At 60.0% G+C, this 20,397-nt stretch carries 22 protein-coding genes and 1 pseudogene; 15 read left to right on the top strand and 8 right to left on the bottom strand.

Translation table 11 applies throughout. The features are described from left to right. The first annotated feature begins 12 nt into the window (after positions 1 to 12). On the top strand, positions 13 to 1,077 hold the full coding sequence (locus USDA257_RS10160; RefSeq protein WP_014762854.1) for an ABC transporter permease: 1,065 nt from the start codon (positions 13 to 15) through the stop codon (positions 1,075 to 1,077). Between the two features lie 47 nt (positions 1,078 to 1,124). Next, complete coding sequence (locus USDA257_RS10155) at positions 1,125 to 2,225, top strand: ABC transporter substrate-binding protein (protein WP_014762853.1); 1,101 nt, start codon at positions 1,125 to 1,127, stop codon at positions 2,223 to 2,225. A gap of 45 nt (positions 2,226 to 2,270) precedes the next feature. Here USDA257_RS10155 and USDA257_RS10150 read toward each other — a convergent pair whose 3' ends face one another. Next, a complete protein-coding gene (locus USDA257_RS10150; protein WP_080605774.1) occupies positions 2,271 to 3,290 on the bottom strand; it encodes a LacI family DNA-binding transcriptional regulator in 1,020 nt (339 codons plus the stop codon). Between the two features lie 290 nt (positions 3,291 to 3,580). Here USDA257_RS10150 and USDA257_RS10145 point away from each other — a divergent pair, with 290 nt between their 5' ends. From USDA257_RS10145 to USDA257_RS10115, 7 genes are all read left to right on the top strand, one after another. Next, entirely contained in the window at positions 3,581 to 4,384 is an 804-nt protein-coding gene (locus USDA257_RS10145; RefSeq protein ID WP_014762851.1) for a transporter substrate-binding domain-containing protein, read from the top strand. Positions 4,385 to 4,451: 67 nt separating this feature from the next. Further along, a complete protein-coding gene (locus USDA257_RS10140; protein WP_014762850.1) occupies positions 4,452 to 5,156 on the top strand; it encodes an amino acid ABC transporter permease in 705 nt (234 codons plus the stop codon). Continuing rightward, complete coding sequence (locus USDA257_RS10135; RefSeq protein WP_014762849.1) at positions 5,153 to 5,812, top strand: amino acid ABC transporter permease; 660 nt, start codon at positions 5,153 to 5,155, stop codon at positions 5,810 to 5,812. The genes USDA257_RS10140 and USDA257_RS10135 overlap by 4 nt, the downstream gene beginning before the upstream one ends. Next, positions 5,793 to 6,524, top strand: coding sequence for an amino acid ABC transporter ATP-binding protein (locus tag USDA257_RS10130; protein ID WP_014762848.1), 732 nt, complete (start codon positions 5,793 to 5,795; stop codon positions 6,522 to 6,524). Before USDA257_RS10135 ends, USDA257_RS10130 begins: the two co-directional genes overlap by 20 nt. 318 nt (positions 6,525 to 6,842) lie before the next feature. Further along, positions 6,843 to 7,754 (top strand): nucleotidyltransferase and HEPN domain-containing protein, encoded by a 912-nt coding sequence (locus USDA257_RS10125; protein WP_014762847.1) that lies wholly within the window; start codon positions 6,843 to 6,845, stop codon positions 7,752 to 7,754. 572 nt (positions 7,755 to 8,326) lie between these two features. Beyond that, entirely contained in the window at positions 8,327 to 8,758 is a 432-nt protein-coding gene (locus tag USDA257_RS10120) for an antitoxin Xre-like helix-turn-helix domain-containing protein (RefSeq protein WP_014762846.1), read from the top strand. Continuing rightward, positions 8,755 to 9,237: an RES family NAD+ phosphorylase gene (locus USDA257_RS10115; RefSeq protein ID WP_014762845.1), complete on the top strand. Its 483-nt coding sequence runs from the start codon at positions 8,755 to 8,757 to the stop codon at positions 9,235 to 9,237. Before USDA257_RS10120 ends, USDA257_RS10115 begins: the two co-directional genes overlap by 4 nt. A 26-nt stretch (positions 9,238 to 9,263) precedes the next feature. Here the strand turns inward: USDA257_RS10115 and USDA257_RS10110 are convergent, their stop codons facing one another. Beyond that, positions 9,264 to 10,439 carry a site-specific integrase gene (locus USDA257_RS10110; protein ID WP_014762844.1) on the bottom strand — a complete coding sequence of 392 codons (1,176 nt, stop codon included), beginning with the start codon at positions 10,437 to 10,439 and terminating at the stop codon, positions 9,264 to 9,266. A 70-nt stretch (positions 10,440 to 10,509) separates the two neighbouring features. Between USDA257_RS10110 and USDA257_RS10105 the strand changes: the two genes are divergently transcribed. Then, entirely contained in the window at positions 10,510 to 10,788 is a 279-nt protein-coding gene (locus tag USDA257_RS10105) for a type II toxin-antitoxin system Phd/YefM family antitoxin (protein ID WP_014762843.1), read from the top strand. A gap of 42 nt (positions 10,789 to 10,830) precedes the next feature. Here USDA257_RS10105 and USDA257_RS10100 read toward each other — a convergent pair whose 3' ends face one another. Continuing rightward, on the bottom strand, positions 10,831 to 11,217 hold the full coding sequence (locus USDA257_RS10100; RefSeq protein WP_014762842.1) for a type II toxin-antitoxin system VapC family toxin: 387 nt from the start codon (positions 11,215 to 11,217) through the stop codon (positions 10,831 to 10,833). Beyond that, a complete protein-coding gene (locus USDA257_RS10095; protein ID WP_014762841.1) occupies positions 11,217 to 11,471 on the bottom strand; it encodes a type II toxin-antitoxin system VapB family antitoxin in 255 nt (84 codons plus the stop codon). The genes USDA257_RS10100 and USDA257_RS10095 overlap by 1 nt, the downstream gene beginning before the upstream one ends. 473 nt (positions 11,472 to 11,944) lie before the next feature. Between USDA257_RS10095 and USDA257_RS10090 the strand changes: the two genes are divergently transcribed. After that, entirely contained in the window at positions 11,945 to 12,265 is a 321-nt protein-coding gene (locus USDA257_RS10090; protein WP_014762840.1) for a hypothetical protein, read from the top strand. A 2-nt stretch (positions 12,266 to 12,267) separates the two neighbouring features. On the opposite strand, the pseudogene USDA257_RS10080 reads toward USDA257_RS10090, so the two are convergent. Next, positions 12,268 to 13,931 (bottom strand): annotated as a pseudogene (locus USDA257_RS10080) (IS66 family transposase). Positions 13,932 to 14,586: 655 nt separating this feature from the next. Here USDA257_RS10080 and USDA257_RS37685 point away from each other — a divergent pair. Further along, positions 14,587 to 14,820, top strand: coding sequence for a DUF1612 domain-containing protein (locus tag USDA257_RS37685; RefSeq protein WP_231698932.1), 234 nt, complete (start codon positions 14,587 to 14,589; stop codon positions 14,818 to 14,820). 401 nt (positions 14,821 to 15,221) lie between these two features. Continuing rightward, the gene (locus USDA257_RS10070) at positions 15,222 to 16,463 is read left to right on the top strand and encodes a hypothetical protein (RefSeq protein WP_014762836.1); all 1,242 of its coding nucleotides are present in this window, start codon (positions 15,222 to 15,224) and stop codon (positions 16,461 to 16,463) included. 179 nt (positions 16,464 to 16,642) lie between these two features. On the opposite strand, the gene USDA257_RS10065 is transcribed toward USDA257_RS10070, so the two are convergent. Genes USDA257_RS10065 through USDA257_RS10060 form a run of 3 tightly spaced genes read right to left on the bottom strand, consistent with a single transcriptional unit; the run spans position 16,643 to position 17,811 of the window. After that, on the bottom strand, positions 16,643 to 17,260 hold the full coding sequence (locus USDA257_RS10065; RefSeq protein ID WP_041414059.1) for a hypothetical protein: 618 nt from the start codon (positions 17,258 to 17,260) through the stop codon (positions 16,643 to 16,645). Beyond that, positions 17,257 to 17,430, bottom strand: a complete 174-nt coding sequence (locus USDA257_RS37090) for a hypothetical protein (protein ID WP_014762834.1) — start codon at positions 17,428 to 17,430, stop codon at positions 17,257 to 17,259. Before USDA257_RS37090 ends, USDA257_RS10065 begins: the two co-directional genes overlap by 4 nt. Before the next feature lie 15 nt (positions 17,431 to 17,445). Beyond that, entirely contained in the window at positions 17,446 to 17,811 is a 366-nt protein-coding gene (locus tag USDA257_RS10060; protein WP_014762833.1) for a helix-turn-helix domain-containing protein, read from the bottom strand. A 96-nt stretch (positions 17,812 to 17,907) separates the two neighbouring features. Between USDA257_RS10060 and USDA257_RS10055 the strand changes: the two genes are divergently transcribed. Next, entirely contained in the window at positions 17,908 to 19,008 is a 1,101-nt protein-coding gene (locus USDA257_RS10055) for a multiubiquitin domain-containing protein (protein WP_014762832.1), read from the top strand. After that, on the top strand, positions 19,005 to 20,396 hold the full coding sequence (locus USDA257_RS10050; RefSeq protein WP_014762831.1) for a HesA/MoeB/ThiF family protein: 1,392 nt from the start codon (positions 19,005 to 19,007) through the stop codon (positions 20,394 to 20,396). Before USDA257_RS10055 ends, USDA257_RS10050 begins: the two co-directional genes overlap by 4 nt. The last annotated feature ends 1 nt before the right edge of the window (position 20,397 follow it).

The following is a 20,397-nucleotide window of genomic DNA, read 5'->3' as shown; positions in this document are numbered from 1 at the left end:
CGGGAGAAGAAGATGCAGTCGATCGAATCCACCGCGCTTGAACCGACAAGAGGGGAGCTTGCCGGCCTCAGTCTGGCGCAGAAGCTCATACGTTTCCTGCCGGTCTATGGCCTCGTCCTCCTGACGCTGTTGCTGGTCGTGCTGTTCTCGCTGCTCCTGCCGCAGACCTTTCCCACCGTCCTGAATGTCCGCTCGATCATCTCCGACAAGGCGATCATCGCCATCCTGTCGCTGGCGGCGATGATCCCGATGGCCTCCGGACGCATCGACCTGACGGTCGGCTACGGCATCGTCCTCTGGCACATCCTGGCGATAAGCCTGCAGACGATGTTCGGCGTCCCCTGGCCGATCGCCGTCATGATCGTCCTGCTGCTCGGCGCGCTTACCGGTTTCCTCAACGGCCTGCTCGTCGAGGTGGCGCGGATCGACTCCTTCATCGCCACGCTCGGCACCGGAACCATCCTTTATGCGCTGGCGCTCTGGCACACCGGCGGGCGGCAGGTCGTCGGGGTCCTGCCGGAAGGCTTCTATTCCTTGAACGGCACGATGGTGCTCGGCCTGCCGATTACCGGCTTCTATGTCCTCGTCCTGGCGCTGGTGCTGTGGCTCGTGCTCGAATATCTGCCGATCGGCCGCTATGTCTACGCGATCGGCGCCAACCCCAAGGCGGCGGCGCTGAACGGCATTCCGGTTCGCCGCTTCGTCATCGGCGCCTTCATCTCCTCGGGGACGCTCGCAGCCCTTGCCGGCGTGCTGCTCGCTTCGAAACTCCGGATCGGCCAGGCAAGCGTCGGTCTCGAATATCTATTGCCGGCACTGGTCGGAGCCTTCCTCGGCTCGACCACCATCAAGCCCGGCCGCGTCAATGTCTGGGGCACGATGATCGGTGTGATCATTCTGGCGGTCGGCATCTCCGGCATCCAGCAAATCGGCGGCTCGTTCTTCGTCGAACCGCTGTTCAACGGCGTCACGCTGCTCGTCGCGATCGGGATCGCCGGCTATGCGCAGCGCAGGAGGGGAACGGTGGCGCGCAAGGCGCCGGCGGCTCCGGTCGCGGAGCCGGCCGGGACGAAGTGAAACTCAAGAATCTGCACCAACAAACGAACCCAAGGGAGGAAAGGTATATGAAGCGCAGGACTTTCATGACAGGCATGGTTGCGGCCATCTCGCTGACGGGCGCGAGTGTCGCGTTGGCCGATCCAATGGCGGATGCCCAGGCGATCGTCACAAAATACGCGAATAAGGTGAGCGCCTGGGACGGGCCAACGGCTGGCCCGAAGGCCCAGGAGGGCAAGACCATCGTTGTGCTCGCCGGTGATCTGAAGAACGGCGGCATCCTCGGCGTCACTACCGGCGTCGAAGAAGCTGCGACCGCGATCGGCTGGGAGGTGAAGGTGATTGACGGCGCCGGTTCGATCGGCGGTCGCACGGCGGCCTTCGGCCAGGCGATGGCGCTGAAGCCGGCTGGCATCGTCATCAACGGCTTCGACGCTGTCGAACAGGCGCCGGCGCTGGAACAGGCCAAGGCGGCCGGCATCCCGCTCGTCGCCTGGCATGCGGGTCCGGTGATCGGCCCGGACGACAAGACCGGGCTCTTCGCCAATGTCAGCACCGATGCAATGGAAGTGTCGAGGGCTGCAGCCAACTGGGCATTTGCGGATGCCAAGGGCAAGCCGGGCGTGGTGATCTTCACCGACTCGACCTATGCGATTGCCATCGCCAAGGCCGACAAGATGAAGGCGGAGATCGAAGCGCTTGGCGGCAAGGTGCTCGAATATGTCGACACGCCGATTGCCGAAACATCGCAGCGCATGCCACAGCTGACCACGTCGCTGTTGCAGAAATACGGCGACCAGTGGACGCATTCGCTGGCGATCAATGACCTTTATTTCGACTTCATGGGACCGTCGCTCGCCGCCGCCGGCAAGGGCGGCACCGATGCGCCGATCAACGTCGCGGCGGGCGACGGCTCGGAATCTGCCTATCAGCGCATCCGTGCCGGCCAGTTCCAGAAGGTGACCGTCGCTGAGCCGCTCAACCTGCAGGGCTGGCAGTTGGTCGACGAACTGAACCGCGCCTTCGCCGGAGAAAAATGGTCGGGCTACCTGTCGCCGCTGCACGTGGTGACGGCCGACAATGTCGAGTTCGATGGCGGCCCCAAGAACACCTTCGATCCCGATAACGGCTATCGCGATCAGTACAAGAAACTCTGGGGCAAGATGTAATCTCCCAGAACTGGGGCACCGCGAATGGTGCCCCTCTTTTTAGACCTATACGGCCACGGTCGTATTGCCCTGCACCAGCTCGAGCGGCGCTTGCCAGGCGTCCGGCACCGGCTCCTCCCCAATCATCTGCAACAGCGCCCGGGCGGCCTTCTCGCCGATCTCGGTTCGCGGCAGGTCGATCGTGGTGAGCCGCGTTCTGACCGCGTTTGCCAGCGATGTGCCGTTGAAGCCGACCACGGAGACCCGCTCGGGCACTGGGAGCCCGGCTTCGTGCATGTAAGACAGACCGCCGAGCGCCATGGCGTCGTTGAGAAAGTGGATGGCCTCGATCTCGGGATGCGTCCGCATCAGCTGCTCCGTCAGAAAGCGTCCCGTGACCGCCTGCCGTGGCCTGTCCTCGCAAGTCACGCTGACAAGATCGATACCTGCGGCGGCAAGCGACGACTGCAGCGCCGAATGACGGCGGCGAGCGCAGAGATCCTTGTCGAGTTCGGCGCCCACATAGCCAATGCGCCGCAGCCCGCGCTCGAGGAAATGCTTTGCGACCAGGCGTCCGGCCGCCTCGTGCGATGGACCGGCGCTGAAATCGAGCGCCCGCCTGTCGCAATCCCAGAGCTGGATGGCCGGGCAGTTTCGCTGCTGCAACAACTTTTCCGCATCGGCGCTTCGCGCCATACCGCCGTTCAGAAGAATGCCTGCCGGCCGGAACGACAGCATGGCGCGGATGAGCTCGGTTTCGGTCTCCGGTTCAAACAGCGATTCGCCGATGAAGGTCTGAAACCCCTGCGGCCGAAGCATTGCATTGATGCCGCTCAGCACCTCCGAAAACACGACGTCGCTGATCGATGGGATGATCACCGCCACCATCCGGCTCTTGCGCGAACTCAGCGACCCGGCAAGATTGTTCGGCAGATAGCCGAGCTCCTCGGCGGCTTGTTTCACCCTCCGGCGCGTTTCCGCTGAAATGTTGCCCGCGCCGCGCAGGACTTTCGAGACGGTCATCCGGCTGACGCCGGCCCGGACGGCCACCTCGTGCAGGGTAATCACCTTTCCGCGCAAACTCACCGCGTCCTCCTTTTCCATCCAAACATCGCTTCACCGATTGACGTGCCGATTTGTTATCGATAACATCAGCTAAGTTAACGATAACCTTCGGCGTCTTTCAAGAGAAATAGCCGGTGAATGGACGAGCTGTTGACTTGCGGGCGATTGCATCGCGGTCGCAGCGAGATCGGCCTGCTGCGACCGGAAAATGCGGGCGGCGCGAAGGTCATAACGGTGAGGTTCGGCCTCGAAAGCCCGCGAGGAGCGGGGCGAGGTCCGGAAATGACGATCTACCAAGTGGAGGAGAAACCATGACGATTTCGAACTTTGTGCGGACAATGGTGGCAGCCATCGGAATAGCGGCGGCCGGCCTCGTTGCGGCTGCGGAGGCGCAGGCCGCCACGCTGAACGACATCATCTCGCGCGGTACCGTGCGCATCGGAGTCCTGACCGGCGCGCCGCCCATGGGAATGGTCGACGAACAGGGCAACCCAACCGGCTACGACGTCGACGTGGCCAATCTGATTGCCGGCTATCTGTCGCTGCCGGTCGAGCTCGTGCCGCTGACGCCGCCGGCTCGCATTCCCGCTTTGCAGACCGGCAAGGTCGATTTCCTCGTCGCCACCCTGGCGCCGACCGGGGAGCGCGCCAAGACGGTGATGTTCACCCAGCCCTACAGCGCCTTCAACATGGACATCATCTCCGGTCCCGACCAGAAATTTGCAAAGCTTGCCGATCTCGAAGGCAAGCGCGTCGCCGTCAACCGTGGCTCGTCGCAGGAGACGGCGCTGCGCAAGGCGGCAGTTCCCGGCCTGGAAATCGTCGTCTACGAGGATGATTCCACCAGCGCACAGGCGCTGATCGCCGGCCAGGTCGATGCGGTCGCGCTGCCCTCGACGGTCGGTGAGGCGATCATCAAGCAGCGCCCAGATGCCGGTCTGCAGGTTGGCTTCACCTTCTTCCAGCAGGGCAATTCGATGGCGACCCGGATGGAGGACTTTGAGATCCGCCAGTGGCTCAACACCGCCATCTACCTGATGAAGATCTCCGGCGATCTCGACAAGATCGCGACGAAGTGGACCGGCCGCCCGATGCCGACGCTTCCGTCCTTCTGATTGCGTCCACGTGACACCTCGCCGGCGAAGGCTTGCCGGCGAGGTGCGCAACCTCGACGGAGTCTCCATGTCCTACACATTTCAGTTCGGCGTGCTGGCGCAATACCAGGATCAGATCCTCAGCGGCATCTGGCTGACGATCAAGATTTCGGTCTTGTCGATTATCCTCGGCTGCGCCGCCGGCATTGTGCTTTCCTCGGTCCGCTCCATCTGGGGCGGCGCGGTCCGCTTTCTCGTCGATGCCTATGTCGAGATCATACGCAACACGCCCTTCCTCGTTCAACTGTTCATCGTCTATTTCGGCCTGCCGGGTCTGGGCTTGCGCGTCGGTGCCGATACGGCGGCGCTGATTGGCATGACGATCAATCTTGCCGCCTATTCGACGGAGATCATCCGTGCGGGCATCGAGGCGATCCACAAGTCGCAGATCGAGGCCGGTGAGGCACTCGGCTTCACCCGTTTCCAGATCTATCGGCACGTAATCATCGTTCCGGCGATCGCCAAGGTCTATCCCGCGCTCTGCAGCCAATTCGTGCTGATGATGCTGGCGTCCAGCATCTGCTCGGCGATCTCGACCCAGGAACTCGCCGCCTCGGCGGCCTTTGTCGAATCGCAGACCTATCGGTCCTTCGAGATCTATATTGCCGTGACCCTGATCTATCTCGCGCTGGCTCTGGCGCTGCGCGCCGCCCTTGCGCTGATCGGCATGTGGCTCTTCGGGCGCCGCGTCGCGAGGCGAACGATGACGGCACGCCCGGAGGTGCAGGCATGACGCTCAAAACCTTCGGTCTCGATCAGTTCGGCTTTCTTCTTTTTTCGTTGCAATGGACGCTCCTCCTGACGGTGATCGCGCTCATTGGCGGCGGGCTCCTGGGCTTCGCCGTTGCGCTCGCCCGCACGTCGCAGCTGAAGCCGGTGCGGATCGCCGCCGCCAGCTATATCCAGATCATCCAGGGCATCCCGGTGCTGATGATCCTGTTCCTCTCCTATTATGGCCTGAGCCTCGCCGGCTTTGAACTGCCGCCGCTCATTGCCGCCGGCGCCTCGATGACGATCTACGCGTCCGGTTATCTTGCGGAAATCTGGCGGGGTTGCATCCAGGCCGTGCCGAAGCCGCAATGGGAAGCATCGGAATCCCTCGCCATGACCAGGCTGCAGCAGTATCGCTATGTGATCCTGCCGCAGGCCATGCGCATCTCCCTGCCGCCGACCGTCGGTTTTGCCGTCCAGGTGGTGAAGAACACCTCGATCACCTCGATCATCGGCTTTGTCGAACTGGCCCGGGCCGGGCAGCTCATCAACAACGCGACGTTCCAGCCGTTCCGCGTCTTCCTCGCGGTCGCCGCCCTCTATTTCGTTGTCTGTTACCCATTGTCCCAGCTCTCGCGCTTGCTGGAAAGGAGGCTTCATGCCGGAAGTAGTCGTTGAAAACGTGCACAAGAGCTTTGGCGCTCTCGAAGTCCTCAAGGGCGTGTCGCTGACGGTCGGGCGCGGCGAGGTCTTTGCGCTGATCGGTCGGTCGGGCTCGGGCAAAAGCACCCTGCTGCGTTGCATGAACGGCCTGGAGAAGATCACCTCGGGCCGCATCGAGATCGCCGGCCACGCACTCGGGGAAGACGCAAAGGCGCTTCGCAAGCTGCGCACCGACGTGGGCATCGTCTTCCAGAGCTACAATCTCTTTCCGCACCTGACGGTCGGCGAAAACATCATGCTAGCGCCGCGGATCGTCAAGGACGTGGCGAAGACGAAGGCCCGGGAGGTTGCCCGCGAGGTGCTGCAACTCGTCGGGCTGTCGGAAAAGTTCGATTCCTATCCGGATCAGCTTTCCGGCGGCCAGCAGCAACGCGTTGCGATCGCCCGCTCGCTGGCGATGCGGCCAAAGGTCATGCTGTTCGACGAGGTGACCTCGGCGCTCGACCCGGAACTGACCGAAGAAGTGCTGACGGTGATGGAGAACCTCGCCCGCGACGGCATGACCATGATCCTCGTGACCCATGAAATGGGCTTTGCCCGGCGCGTCGCCACCCAGACGATCTTCATGCACAAGGGGAAGATCTGGGAAGAGGGGCCGTCGGCCGCGCTCTTCGCCGATCCGCAGACGCCGGAACTGCGCCAGTTCGTGAAATCCGACGTCAAATGACGGCTGACGCTCGTTCGAGCCCCTCGGGGCGCACCACCGACATTTGACCTGCGATCGGTCTCATCGAGTTTTGTAAACGTGATGGACGCTTCCAGCCCTAGCATTCGCCGTAATAATCACTCCTTTTCCGCACGGGCGAGCGAAAGGCAACGACTGGCACGCGACGCGAAACTGGGCTCCGCAAGCGATCTTAGGGCTGACCTTAAGGAGCGTAGGATCCGGAGCAGGAGGGATCCTGGTCTCGGCGCCGCCGCATAAGCCTACGTCCAGTGAATTCCCGGAGTAGACGACGAATCGCCTTTCGCCTATCGGTTTGGTATGAGATCGAGCCTCGAACATCTGCCGGAGAAGAAGCAGCGCGAGCTTGCCCGCGTGGTCGAGATCATTCATGAGGAGTTTTCCGATGCGCTCGAGGGAAGTTCGGCGGCCTTCAAGAAGCGCGGCCGGATCCTGAAGATCATCCTGTTCGGCTCTTACGCCCGCGGCACCTTCGTCGACGAGCCGCACACGCTGAAGGGCTACCGCTCCGACTACGACATTCTCGTTATCGTCAATTCGAAGAAGCTTGCCGAACCGGAATACTGGGACAAGGCGACCGACCGGCTGATGTGGGACAAGGGGATCTCGACGCCGGTCAGCCCGATCGTCCATGGCGCCCGCGAGGTAAATAACTTTCTGGCCGACGGGCAGTATTTCTTCGTCGACATCCTACGCGAGGGAATCGTGCTCTATGAGCTCGACGACCGGCCGCTGGCGGAGCCGAAGCGTCTTTCTCCCGCCGATGCGCTTCGAGTAGCGAGGGAGCATTTCGAGAGGCGCTTTCCGGACTCCAAGGACTTCATGGATACGGCGAAATTCCTTGTTCAGAAAGGAAACCACAGATTGGCGGCGTTCCAACTGCACCAGAGCATCGAGTCTGCCTACTCTTGCCTTCTGTTAACTCTCACAGACTACAGCCCACCTTCGCACAATTTGAAGTTCCTGCGCGGGCTAGCGGAAGACCACGACCGGCGACTCGTCGAAGCATGGCCTCGTGATCAGCACCGCTACATCGCTTGGTACAACATCCTCAACGAGGCCTATGTTAAGGCGCGTTACTCGAAGCACTTCGAAATCACTGACGAAGCGCTTGGCTGGCTTCTTGAGCGAACCGAACATCTTCACGGGCTCGTCGAGACGATCTGCACGGAGCGGCTGGCGCAGTTGGTGCAGGCAGGCGGCGGCAACTGACAGCTGTTTTTCCGAACTCGGCTGCGCTTCGAGCAGCGGGATGGAATAGGTCAGCACCGATCATTCGAGGTGAGCTCGTCGGAGACCCTCAGATCCGCCAGAACGGTTACCGGTTCGACGTCCTAGTGAGGGCAGTGCTGGTGGATCCGTTACAGGGCCTCCCCCCGGTATGGCAGCTAAAATTTCAATTATGGCAGATCGGCCCTCTACGTCGATAGCGACGACATGTCGCGAACGTGTCGATGGAACTGCATTTTATCGACAGGTCGGGAGCAACGCCCCTGTTTAAGTTTAGGGATGCGCTGAAACGATCGTTTGTGGACGTCTCCAGACGCGAGCCCGGCGGTGACGGACACAAAGCGCGTTTTCGCGGCTGTTGGCCAAGGAGGGTGAGCGCTCCTGGCATTATCGAGTGGTGGCAGGGGGCCCAGGTGATACGAATTGATGCCGCGACCATGCGGACGATTTCTTGCCACGTAGAAGCCTCGGTTGCCGGCAGCGCATATCGGGGTCACTCTTGCACGATGCCTCATATGCGACTATATTTCGCCTCAAGTGAACGGAGATGAACAATGCTAGCATTTGAGAATGTTGCCGATGTCTTGGGTTTGCCGGCGAAGGAAACGGCAGCGCGTTCTCCGCTCGGGCTGATTACGCGCATAGAGGGCGGGTTGCCCGTCGCGGCATTGGAGCGCGTGGTCCACCTTCTGGCTCCAAATGACAGCCAATTCAAGTATCGCTTGGTGCCGAAGGCTACCTATGAACGCCGAAAGGCGACGCTTCGGCTCTCACCGGACGAGGGGATGCGCGTCGCGCGTGTCGCCCGTGTCTGGAATCTGGCACTGGATGTTTGGCAAAGCGAGGAGGAGGCCCGTGATTTCCTGTTTCGGCCCCACCCCATGCTCGAGGACAAACGTCCGATTGATGTGGTCATTCAGAGTGAGATCGGCGCCGAACTCGTCCTGGAAACCCTCGCAAGCCTGAAATACGGCAGCGCTGCGTGAGCGCTCAGATTCTTGATCGCACGCTGTCCGCATTTCGAATAGGCGACCCGAAAGGGACCTACCCCATATTCGACGCAACCGGCTCCACCATAGCCCGTGGGCGCTGGAACACGCCAGCAAGCCCAATCATCTACAGCAGCGAGCACTACTCAACGGCGGTACTCGAAAAGCTGGTGCATGGCAGCGGTCGATTGCCGCCAAACCAGCACTACGTGGAAATCACAATACCGGGCGGCTTGACCTATGAGGTATTTTCGCCGCCGGGCCTCCCAGGCTGGGACACGATGCCGCCAACAGTGAGCAAGGGATTTGGCGAGCAATGGTGTCTCGAAAAGAGGAGCGTTATCTTGCTGGTCCCCAGTGTTGTCGCCCGGCTCGACCGCAATATTTTGATAAATCCAGCTCATACGGAGTTCCCTGCAATTCAGGTCAGCCTACATCAGCCGGTTTACTGGGATCGACGCCTCTTCGGACCGTAACTGTGCGGGCGTCGCGCCTGCTTGGCTCAGATGATCATTCTAGCCGCTCTGCCCTGTTTACGTTCAGCGCTATTGTAGTAGCTCGCCGCTTGCGCCACGGACTTGTGCAGCGACTGCTGCATCGCTTCAGGTAGCGGAATGCCACGGTTTGCTGCCTCGGTCAGATAGCCGGATCTCAGTCCGTGCGCCGAGAACAGTGCCGGATCGAGACCCGCCTGCTGGCAACGACGCTTCAGGATCAGATTGACGGATTGTGGCGTCAGCGACCGGCGGTCGATGTTTCCCCACTGGTCTATGCGCCGGAACAGCGCCCCCTCCACAATTGCGGCCTCGGCCAGCCAGCGCTTCAACGCCGTCACTGGCCGCCCGATCAGCAGCACGTGCTCGCTATCATCGCTGGTGGTCGTCTTGGTGCGGCCGAGGTGAATGCTGAGACAGGGGAGGGGAGGGGAGCTCTTGTCGGTCGGATCTGCGCGAACCGGTTCCTCGTCGACAAGATCATCGACCCGCAACCCCGCCAGTTCCGACCGGCGACGACCGCCGGAGGCGAAGGCGGTGAGCAACAGAGCCCGGTCGCGCACGTCGACCAGCCGATCGGTCGCGCATGCTTCCAGGAGCCTTGCGAGCACGTCGCCGGTGACTGCCTTTTTGCTCTTGCGTTGCCGCGGCCGGGCGCCGGCGCGAACGGCAAGCCGCAGGGCGGACTTGAGCGATGGGCCGCCAAACGCGCCGGACAGGCCGCGCCAGCGTGTCAGGGTCGACCAGGAGGTAAGGCGGCGGCGCACCGTGCCGGGCGCATGCGGTCCGGAGGATCGGAGCAGGCGTTCGGCACGCAATCCCGCCTCGACCTCCGCCGGCATGCCGTGCACCGGATCCTCGGCGCGTTTGACCGGATCCCAGAGATGGTGGGCGACGAATTTCAGGAGCAGCGCTTCCGGCGCCGGCCAGGGGAGGGGCGCGCCGGTCGCCAGTTGGCACCACACCTCGAGATAGCCAAGATCGGAGGCCAGCGCCCTGAGCGTATTCTCGCCCATGCCTTCGCCAGCGAGGTGCTTGAGCGTTGCGACGTCTTCGTCGGTCAGCAGCCCGGCGAGCTGGTCGCGCCGGTCGAATGGGAGGATGGCGTCAAGAGCGTCGAGCTCTTCGGCGCGGCGGTGGGCCGCTTGGCTGTCCAATTCTGCCGTTCTATGATTGTCGATCATGGATTCAGTCTCCGACGCTCTTGTGGGCATTCCCGAGAACCCGTGTGTTCCCGAAAGGGGGAGTATTGAAATGGCGTTGACCGTCACCGCTGCGGCGGTTTCCAGGAATTTCGCGGCCTATCAGGATGCCGCCGTGCGCGAGCCGGTGATCATCACCAAGAACGGCGGGCCGCACACCGTGCTCATCGCCTACGAGGATTATCTGCGGCTGTCGCGGCGCGATCGTCGCGTCGAGGCGACGGCGAGCTTGAGCGACGATGACCTCGCCGCGGTCGAGCAGTCCGTAATGGAGCCGAGCCTCGATCATCTCAATGCCGAGCTCCTGACGGACAAGCATGCTGCCGACTGATCACGCTGCTTGCGACGGCTGCCGGGTGCAATGGATGCAATCTCATGCTGCCGCGATATCCGTGCGCGTGAAATCATCGCCCTTGTAGAGCAGCGGTTCACTGCGTGACTTAGACAGCGCGTAGGAGAAACAGTCCCCATAGTTCAGACCTGCCGGGTGTCGGCCCTTGCCGTAGCTGCGCCAGGCTCGCCTTGCTACGGCGATCTGATCCGCGTCGACGGCGACGATTTCGACGCCCGCTTTGTGAAGCCAGAGATCCAGTTCTGCGGCGCCCGCTTCGCCGAGGCGCGCCTCGATGACGATGGCGAGTTCAAGGACTGTCGCGGCGGAGATGAAGCGCCGCGGAGCGTCGACTACCTTCTGTTCGTAGGTTTCGGCTTCCGGCTCGTTGAAGGCGATGGCGACGATGGCGGACGTGTCGATGACCATTAGCTGGGGAGCCCGTTTTCGTCATACCCCAAAATCTCGTCGGCAGAGCGTTTGTCGAGAACCGGCAGCTTGGCCCAACGTTTACGGCTGCCAGCAAGCTCCTCAAGAAGGACATCGCGATTCGCGGCGTTTGCGAGGCGCCGCAGCCGTTCCTCCAGTGCCCGGCGGGTCGCCATGGTAATGGTTTCACCGGTTTTCTCGGCCAGTGCCTTTGCGAGGCGTTCCGTCTCTACATCTTTAATGCTGAGAGCCATTTCTGGTTCCTTGGTTCCTAATCATCTATATTCTACCTCGTCTGGGCGTGGGCACAAGCGCCAGGACGTCGTATATGGGGGAAACTTCCGAGGACCGGCTCACGTTTGCGCTCGGGATCGCCACGACTTTTGCTCCTATCGGCTGTGGTTTGGTGTGAGCTTAGGCGATCTGCGACTCGAAATCCATCACTATCGATACTTGAATACTATCGATAGTAAGGCGCCCCAAAAGGCGGGCGTCCGGATGACGGAAGGTTGGGTCGATTTAGCTTCCGTTCGTGGGATTTCGCTCGTTAATTCATATGGTTAATGATTCCTGAACTAGTTCGAATAGTTGCTGAAACCGGGTACGTGGAGCAGATTGGGTGGCGGGACCGGATTTCCCTTTGCCGGAGGATCTTGTGGGTTGTTCGTGCAGCGCGATTGCGTTGGCGCATGTTTGGGGCGACCATCGTCATGAACGGAGGCCCAGGATGCACGGGATCGACCTTGACGGCTTGAGTGAAGCAGAGCTGATCGAATTGCACGATGCGGTCGTCGATCGGCTCCACTTTCTGCATCAGCAGAAGACGACGCATGCCTTGCTTGAACTGGCGATAGGCGAGCGCGTGATGTTCGAAGACAATAACGGCCAGACGCAGGCCGGAATCGTCATCCGTCGAAACCGCAAAACGGTGACTGTGCACGGCGACAACGCCCGCCAATGGAATGTCTCACCGCAGTTGCTGCGAAAGGAAAAGCGAACTGACGAGGGGCAGAGCGGCAAGCTGGTGCCGTTTTCGAGAAAGGCCTGATTTTAGCTCGCCATCATGACGAGTTGCGACAAAGGCGGTATTGGCCGTCTTGAGCTTCCCAAGCCGAGGCGATCCCCCAGGAAATGATAGAAGGAGATGCCCAGCTTTTGGCAGGTCTTCATCAGCCCGAGCATGACGTTGCGGGCAATCCGGCCGTTAAGGCTTATGGTGCCGCCGGAGATCTTTCGCCTGGTGACGAAGGAACGAATATCGTTCTCCGACGCGTTGGTGTGCAGTGGAATATACGGGTGTTCTAGCACCTTGAGCAGTTCAGCCTTTCGTCGATGGAGGCGCAAGAGCAGCTTGTCGAGCGCCGCATAGCCGGTACGTCGCGCGAATATTTGCTCGAACCTGCGCCGAAACCCGTTGATCAACTGCGGTGAAGGCTGTTGTTTCCAGACCTTCAGCGCCTTGTAAAAGCGCCAGACGAGATCGCGGGTCGTCGTGACCAGCCGTTGCTCTTTCGGTGTCGCCGGCATCAGTTTCTGCAGCAGGCGTTCCGTGTGCACCCAACACAGGGCGTGGTTGGCGACACGGAACTGGCCCGCATCGTCCGAAACGATCACCTGCCGAGCAGTCCATGGTGGCGGATCGCCCCCCAGATTGCCGCCTCCGCGACAGGACGCAGAAGCTGTCGGTCGAGAATATCGATGCCCTTGCTGACCAAATGCTCGAGGAACGCAGCCTGGTCGGCGAATATTGCGGGGCGATTGATCTGGAGCTTTGTCGTGATCGCATGCTCGACGCCCTGCGCCTTCAGCCAGTTCATCGCCTCGTCATTGAGAACATAGCCCTGATGACCTGCCCGCAGGACGGACAGGAAATTAAGCCGCGACTTCGACAGGCTGGTGCGAAAGGTCGAAAAGCGCTCGCCGCCAATCTGGGTGGTGAAGGCATTCCGCCGATTGTGCCGCGCACCGGTATCGTCGACCGTGATGAACGGTGCCGAGACCAGCCCGGCATGCAGAACCGCACTGTCTTCCTCGACGAACTGCTCAAGGTCGGTGGTGAGTAGCCGGACGACCTGCCGCTTCGAGATCTCGACGCCGATGCTGTTGAGGATCGCGGTCAGGCGCGGCGTCGTGACCTGCCCCTGGGCATGCAGCGCCAGACAGGCGCGGCGCAGGTTCCGACCAAAGCCGCTGGAGACCCCTTCTGGCAAAGGCGCGATGATCACCTTACCCTCTGGTGTCAGCCAACGTTCGCGTCGGTAGTTCACAAGTTCGGCCGCAAGCACCAGGTCGCGCACGAAGAAGCTCTTGTAGCCTTTGAACCGAGAGCCTTCCGGCGCGTCTGCCCTCAGTGTCACGGTGCGCGTGATCCGGTTCGTGTCACGCTTGGGGCCGCGTGGCGATTTACCAGCCGCACGATCACCGTTACCGGGTTCTGTCGCCTTCTCCATACCGGACGGTCGAAACGGCGGACGCGGCGGCAGGTTCTTCAGGCGGGCAATCTCGTCGCGCAATTGTTGGTTCTCAGCCTTGAGGCGGGCATTGTCGAGCCGAAGTTGGGCATTGTCTTCCCGCAAGGCTTCGTTCTCGGATCGCAGTGTTGCGACCTCAGCCTTGAGCGCTTGAAGCTCTTCGACAAGGCCACCGACGAGCCGGCGCATCGCGAGCAGCGACAGCGTCTCAATATGTTCGACCGAGGGCAGCCGCTTCTTCATGGCTGGAGGGAATCATGATTTGCCCTGTCGGCGGAATCGGGGCCAACGCTCTTTGGATTCAAGCCCGAGGATTATGCACAACTAACTGAATTCCGCGTCGGGTCGTGCTCGGTCAGCGCGTGCCACCCATTTTGCCCCACGTACCTGAAACCGCCGGACGCCGGGAGGTGTGGTCCGACGAGCGGATCGCCCACTCCCCGTTCGGAAGCGGAATGGAATCGAACGGGTGCAATCCGCCGATGCCTGCGTCTCGCTGGGGATCAACGGCGAAGTCGTCCACTCGAGGGGTTGGTTCTCCAAAACGCCGGCCACGACAACCGCGTGCCGGCCGCCCAAAGCGCGACGTGCTGCACCCACCCGCCGGCGCATTTGCCGGGCAACCTCCTGGCTTTTCGCACAGTCCGGAGGGACTACGCATCAAACGTAGGCGCGGAGAGCGACAATACCGACGACTCGGTTAACAGGGACACCGCGCGCCGCGCCGCCGGCGCTGGACATGCCGAACCCGTTCATTCGGCGATCGACGGCGTGCTCGTTCGCTCCTGAGCCGCATTGACGGATTGACGGCGCCGGCCGACGTCCAAAGCGTGAAAGGGATCCCCATGTCTATGATCTCGACTGGGACGAGAATGATCTGCTGGAAGAGTGGCGCTTCGTGCTTGCGGAGACCGAGGGTCTGCCGCCATTTCTGCAGACGGGCGTCGCGCTCGATGCCTGGAATGTCTTGGCCGTGGTGGAGCAAACGCCTTGGCTCAGCCGACTGCTGGCTACTTCAATCCAGGCCGGCACTGCACCTCGCCTCCGCCAATCTCGACCTGAACTATCCCGGTCGATCTGCGTCGCCATCGCAATCGAGAGACCCGGCTGTTTGCCATTGCCAAGGGCCTGATGGCCGCCGCCGAGACCGGGCTGAAGAATCACGACCGGTCGGTGCGACGTGAAGGGGAGGGGAGGTTTCGGGGTGGGGATTATGAGCTGAGTTCGCCAGCGAAGCCGCTTTGATTATCCCGTCGGCAAGAATTGATTGCCGCATAAAGCCGAAGCCGCAACCGTCATTCGACGGATCGAGTGAGTTCGCAACAGCTTCAAACATCTGTGCACCGCTTGTCTCGCGCGAGCCGACTATCGCATGCAAGCTTCGCGCTTGTTTGGTCGGTTATATGGCCGTAACGAGGCGTCCAAAAACGGTGTGAAGTCGCGAATCAGCGCTTGCCTGTGCTGCGCTTATTCGCGATGGTTATTTATCAATTTGGGGTTTGAAATGCGCCAGACAAACAGTGTCACGATACAATGACCGCCGAGATTGCGATCCTTAACCGGACCGCGGTCGCGCTCGCGGCCGATAGTGTCGTTACTCTCAGCGACGGGCGGCGCCACAAGACTTACGACTCCGCTGAGAAGATCTTTGAGTTCTCGCGCTATCAGCCCATAGCGCTGATGATCTATAACAATGCGCAGTTTATGAACGCGCCATTCGAGGTAATAATCCGCGATTACCGTGAGAGACTCACGGTTAATTCTTTCGCCTCGCTTATTCAGGTGTGGCCAGATTTCGAAAAATACCTCCTTGACTTCAAACGTAGCGAAGAGGACGAGCTTGACCATTTTCGCGGGATGGTCCTCAAAGAGGTGGGGGACCTTCGCGCCAAGCTGATGTCTCACTTCCTGGGATCGATCACCCGCCGAAGGCGCAAGGCTGATGAGTCCAGCGAACACTTCATCTTACGTCAATGCAAGGTCCGCCAAAACGAGGCGCTGGAAGCCCCACTTAAAGACTTTCTAACAGACGTCTCCTTGGAGGATTTTCGACGAATTTATAGACCGGCCATTGTCGAGGTGGCCAAAGGCGTAAAGCTCGACATGTCCGACGACATTGAAGATGCCTTATGCGAGATGATGTTTGCAGTCATCAAGTCGAACGAGCGGTCGGCAGCCTTCACGGGTCTGGTGTTTGCAGGATTCGGCCGCGAGGAGCTTTTTCCAACTCTCAGCTCGGTAGAGATCGATGGCGTGTACTTCAACCGGTTTCGAATTCTGGGATCGAAGTTGATCGATATCGATCGCCGGGGCGAGACGGCCGCGGTTGTGCCGTTCGCCCAGCAGGATATGCCGGAACGGTTCATGTTGGGTATCGATCGCGAGTTCGAAGGCGCTCTCGAGGATCTGAGTTCGGCCCTGGTCGGGCAGATCGTCGATCAAAATAAGAAAGCCTTTCGGAACGGAAAGGCAGACCTCGTGAAGACCGCCGCCGCTGAGCAATTCCGGATCGGGCTAGAGCGCCTAAAAAAGAAGAACTCGGACAATCTCAGGTCGGTGGTAAACCATCTTTCAAAGAAGGAGCTTGGAGAGGTGGCATATTCCCTTGTGGAACTTACGTCACGCAAGCGCCGTTACTCGAACGATCTTGAAACCGTCGGTGGTCCGATCGATGTCGCAATTTTAACGAAGAATGAAGGGTTCATTTGGGTTCGCCGGAAACATTATTTTGATGTTTCCCTCAATCCCCGATACGATCCTCAGCGCAAAAGATGAGGAATTGATTATGGACAATCACCGAATCCGACGCCCCATAAACCAGCCCCGGCCAGACGATGACGATCTGAGATCGTACATCGAGGGTGACTCTGCTGACGAGATCGTGCGTCAGGTGAGTGACGCCTTTGCGCAGAGGCTATCGGAAATTCTCAAGAAGGGCAGGGCTGGTAAGCGCGCTAGCGATTCCGAGGATGAAAGACGCCTATGATACAGGCTTCGGTCCGCACTGCGATTTGCGTATGTGTCTTTTGGTAGAAGCCGCCACCCGGATAGACCTGCTCGCCCTCCACAAACAGGCCGCGCACGGTATCGAACGGGGGGAAAAGTGGCTCCGAGCCCCGTTGCCGCGCTTGTTGCGCCTCGTCCTCAATGTTCTGATGCAAATGCTTGATAACGGCGCAATCCAGAAAGCGTAGCAGCTTGTCGCCGTCTTTCACCCCACGAACATCTTTGTTCACCGGAAGATCGAGGCCTGCCTTGGCTCGGGCAGTCTCAAAACTTCGGTAGGCGTCGGAAAGAAGTTCGAGGTTTTCACGAACCGTCAGGTCCAGACAATTACCCAGGTCGATGATCGCGCCAACCACCGCGGCCTTCCTATACGATCCCCTTTTAACCTTCGATTCGGCCCATTCCATTGCCCGACCAGGGTCACTCTCCCAGAAATAGGCACCGGATCCAAGCCAGTCGAAATCTTCTGTGCTCTGACGGAACGGCTTTCCTTGCAACAACTCTGCTGCGGTGTTGTGATCGCAGCCATGAAAACCGAGAACAAAGCTCGTGCGCAGTGAAGTCACTTTTCACCACGCTTTTCAGGCTGCCCGCCATATTGCGGCTTCAGATCACCATCACCGTCATACAGGCCTTCTTCGATGAGCCATTGCCTGGCCATCTCGGGTGTCTGGGTCTTTTCGTCGGACCGCCGCTTTAACATTGCGCGGATCGCTTGTCTTTCAGCTTCGTTCATGTGTCCGCTCCTTACTTACTTGCGGTCCGGGTTCCGCCGGAGGCGGGTATATGCGGCCGTAATCATGTCAATCATCGCGTCACGACCGTCGTCCGGCAGGCTTGGGTCGGCCTGCAGAACGGCGGTGATCTGGGTCAGGGGCTCGGTTTCGTAGGCCATTTCCGACGGATCTCTCACAAAAGCGTCCGCGCTGAGGCCGGCCCATCTGACGAGCGCTGTCAGACTATCGACGTCAGGCCGCTTGCCTTGAGCCATTCTGGTCAAGGTAGATGCGCTAACGCCTGACTCCTCGGCGACCTGTTTCCAGTTCATTTTTCTCGATGCGCGAGCGCTGTCGAGCGCCTGATAAAACGCGTTTCCTCTAAATTCCGACTTCGACATTGAATTTCACTCTTGCAATTTATCCTCTGTACGCTCATATTCGCATTGTGATTGCAAGAATGCAATTGAAATCTACATCTGAAACAGGAGGCCTGAATGAGCACTGATGTAACGACCGAAGAGTCTAGAGGCCTCTTTATCGAGGTAGCCGGTACTGATCTTGTATTTCGTCCCGTCAGCATAGCCGACCGGTCGCCTACAGGACGCCAGATCTTGGGATACTGCGATGTCGCTCCTCGCGAAGAATATATTGTTCTGCAGTGGTTGTCGGAAGGCGATGTCGAGGAGGTGCGATCGGACGAAACCGTCAATCTCGATGGCCAGACGGCAGCCAAGTTCATAGTCTCAAAGGCAGATCGGTTGTATCGATTCTTCCTAAACGATCGTTCGTTGAGCTGGCCCGACCGCAGCATTTCAGAAGCTGCGTTGCGTATCCTTGGGAAGATTCCGAGCGCCGAGCTGCTGTATGTGCGCCGTGAAGTCGAGTCCGATCGCCCGATCGAAGTCGGTAGTAGCCTGCCGCTGGCCGACCTCGGCGTCGAAAGCGTGTATTCGAGGCTTGCGCAGTGGGATCTGAACGTGCAGGGCGTCACGGTAAAGTTCGACAGACCGGATGTGCTTGTGCGCGATGCGCTCGTGAAGGCGGGCTTCAACCCGGAACAGGGTTGGATCATCGTGCTAAAGACGCGCGACGGAAAACGACAGGTCACCATCGACGAGATGGTCGATCTGCGCTCGCCCGGGATTGAGAAGCTCCGATTGACCCCACGCGAAATCAACAATGGTGAAGTTCCTCAGTCGCGCCGGCAGTTTCGATTGCTGCCGGTCGATGAGGAGGGGCTGACTGCACGTGGTCTTCGTTGGGAAACCTTCGTTGATGGCGCCAGACGGTGGCTGGTGCTCCACGCGATGGAACTGCCTCCCGGATATGCCGTCGCATCAACGTCTATCGCGATCGAAATTCCCAGCAGCTATCCCACCGCGGAACTGGATATGTTTTACTGCTATCCGCAGCTGAGCCGTCAGGACGGAATGACGATACCGCAGACGCAGGTGACCGAAGCTATTGAGGGAAGAGGGTTCCAACGCTGGTCTCGTCACCGCGGCGCGATTGCTCCGTGGCGGCCTGGCCTCGACAACGTCATTACCCATCTCGCTCTTGTCGAGGCTGCCCTGTTGCGTGAGGTCGAAGTATGACAATCCATCCTCGTACATTGTTGACAATGACGGGGAGGCAGCATGGCCAGCTCCACTCGCATCTATTCCCTGGGGACGGCCTTGAAGCTGCGGCGGTTCTTCTGTGCCGTGATGCAGGCGTGAGCGATCACAAGCTGATGGTCGTTGATGTGACATTGGTTCCCCACGATCAGTGCCGCAGATCCCCGTATCTTCTCGTTTGGCCTGGCCAGTTCATCGCTGATGCGATCAATGTGGCCGAGGAAGATGGCCTTTCGATTATTCTATTGCACTCCCATCCTGGTGGCTTTCGGCAGTTTTCGGATCTCGACAACGAAAGCGATGCGGAGGTAATTGCGTCCATTTTTGCTGGGTGGGCCGGCGACGCGCCGCGAGCTGGTCACGGCTCTGCGATCATGATGCCGGATGGTGAGCTGATTGGACGGGTCTATGACAATCGGCACCAGTGCAGGTCGGTCGACGTAGTCTCTGTCGTGGGTGATGTAATAAGGTTTTGGCGACACGGTTGCGAAAGCAGCGAGGCGCCGATGGCATTTGGCGCCGGTATGACCCGCGAACTTGGAAAGCTGCATGCCTGCATCATTGGTGTTTCCGGCACTGGCTCCATTGTCGCCGAGCAACTGGCTAGAATGGGTTTTGGGAAAATGACCCTGATCGACTACGATCTTGTGGAAGCCAAGAACCTCAATCGAATCTTGAATTCCACCCTGTCGGATGCGAACAGCAATGCACGCAAGGTGGACATGTTTGCCGCAGCCATTGCCAGCTATCGCGCCGATCTCGAGGTCGTAACTGTCGGCCAGACGATTGCGTCGCGCGAGGCGGTTCTTGCCGCTGCTGAGGCTGATGTCATCTTCTCCTGCGTCGACTCAGCGGAAGGTCGACACATTGCAGACCGGATCGCGCGGGCCTTCATGATCCCGCTTTTTGATGTGGGCGTCTCAATACCCACGCGACGGCGTCCCGATGGCCATACGGCAATCGCCGAGGTTATTGGTCGCGTTGATTATATCCAACCGTCCGGCTCCACATTGAGTGATCGTGCCGTCTACACGGCCGCATCTTTGCGCGCCGAATATCTCGCCCGTGTAGCTCCGGAGAGCTATGCGTCAGAACTGGAAGCCGGCTATATCAAGGGAACGATTGAGGAGGCGCCGTCAGTCATTGCGCTCAACATGCGTGCCGCCAGTGCCGCCGTTCTTGAGTTCGTCGCGCGCGCTTTCCCGTTCCGCCATGAGGGTAACGCGGGAATGGCCAGGAGCGTATTCGCTCTGGCGGATGGTGATGAAGATCATTTCCGGGAGGCCGATTTTCCGAACAGCGGTATCTTGGAGGTCGCAGTAGGGGTGCGGGAGCCGTTGCTTGGCTTGCCGGAACTCGGAGCTTAAA

Source organism: Sinorhizobium fredii USDA 257, from assembly GCF_000265205.3.
GTDB classification, from domain to species: domain Bacteria; phylum Pseudomonadota; class Alphaproteobacteria; order Rhizobiales; family Rhizobiaceae; genus Sinorhizobium; species Sinorhizobium fredii_B.
Note: the sequence above shows the minus strand (reverse complement) of the source record. Positions and strands in the feature narration are given on the sequence as shown.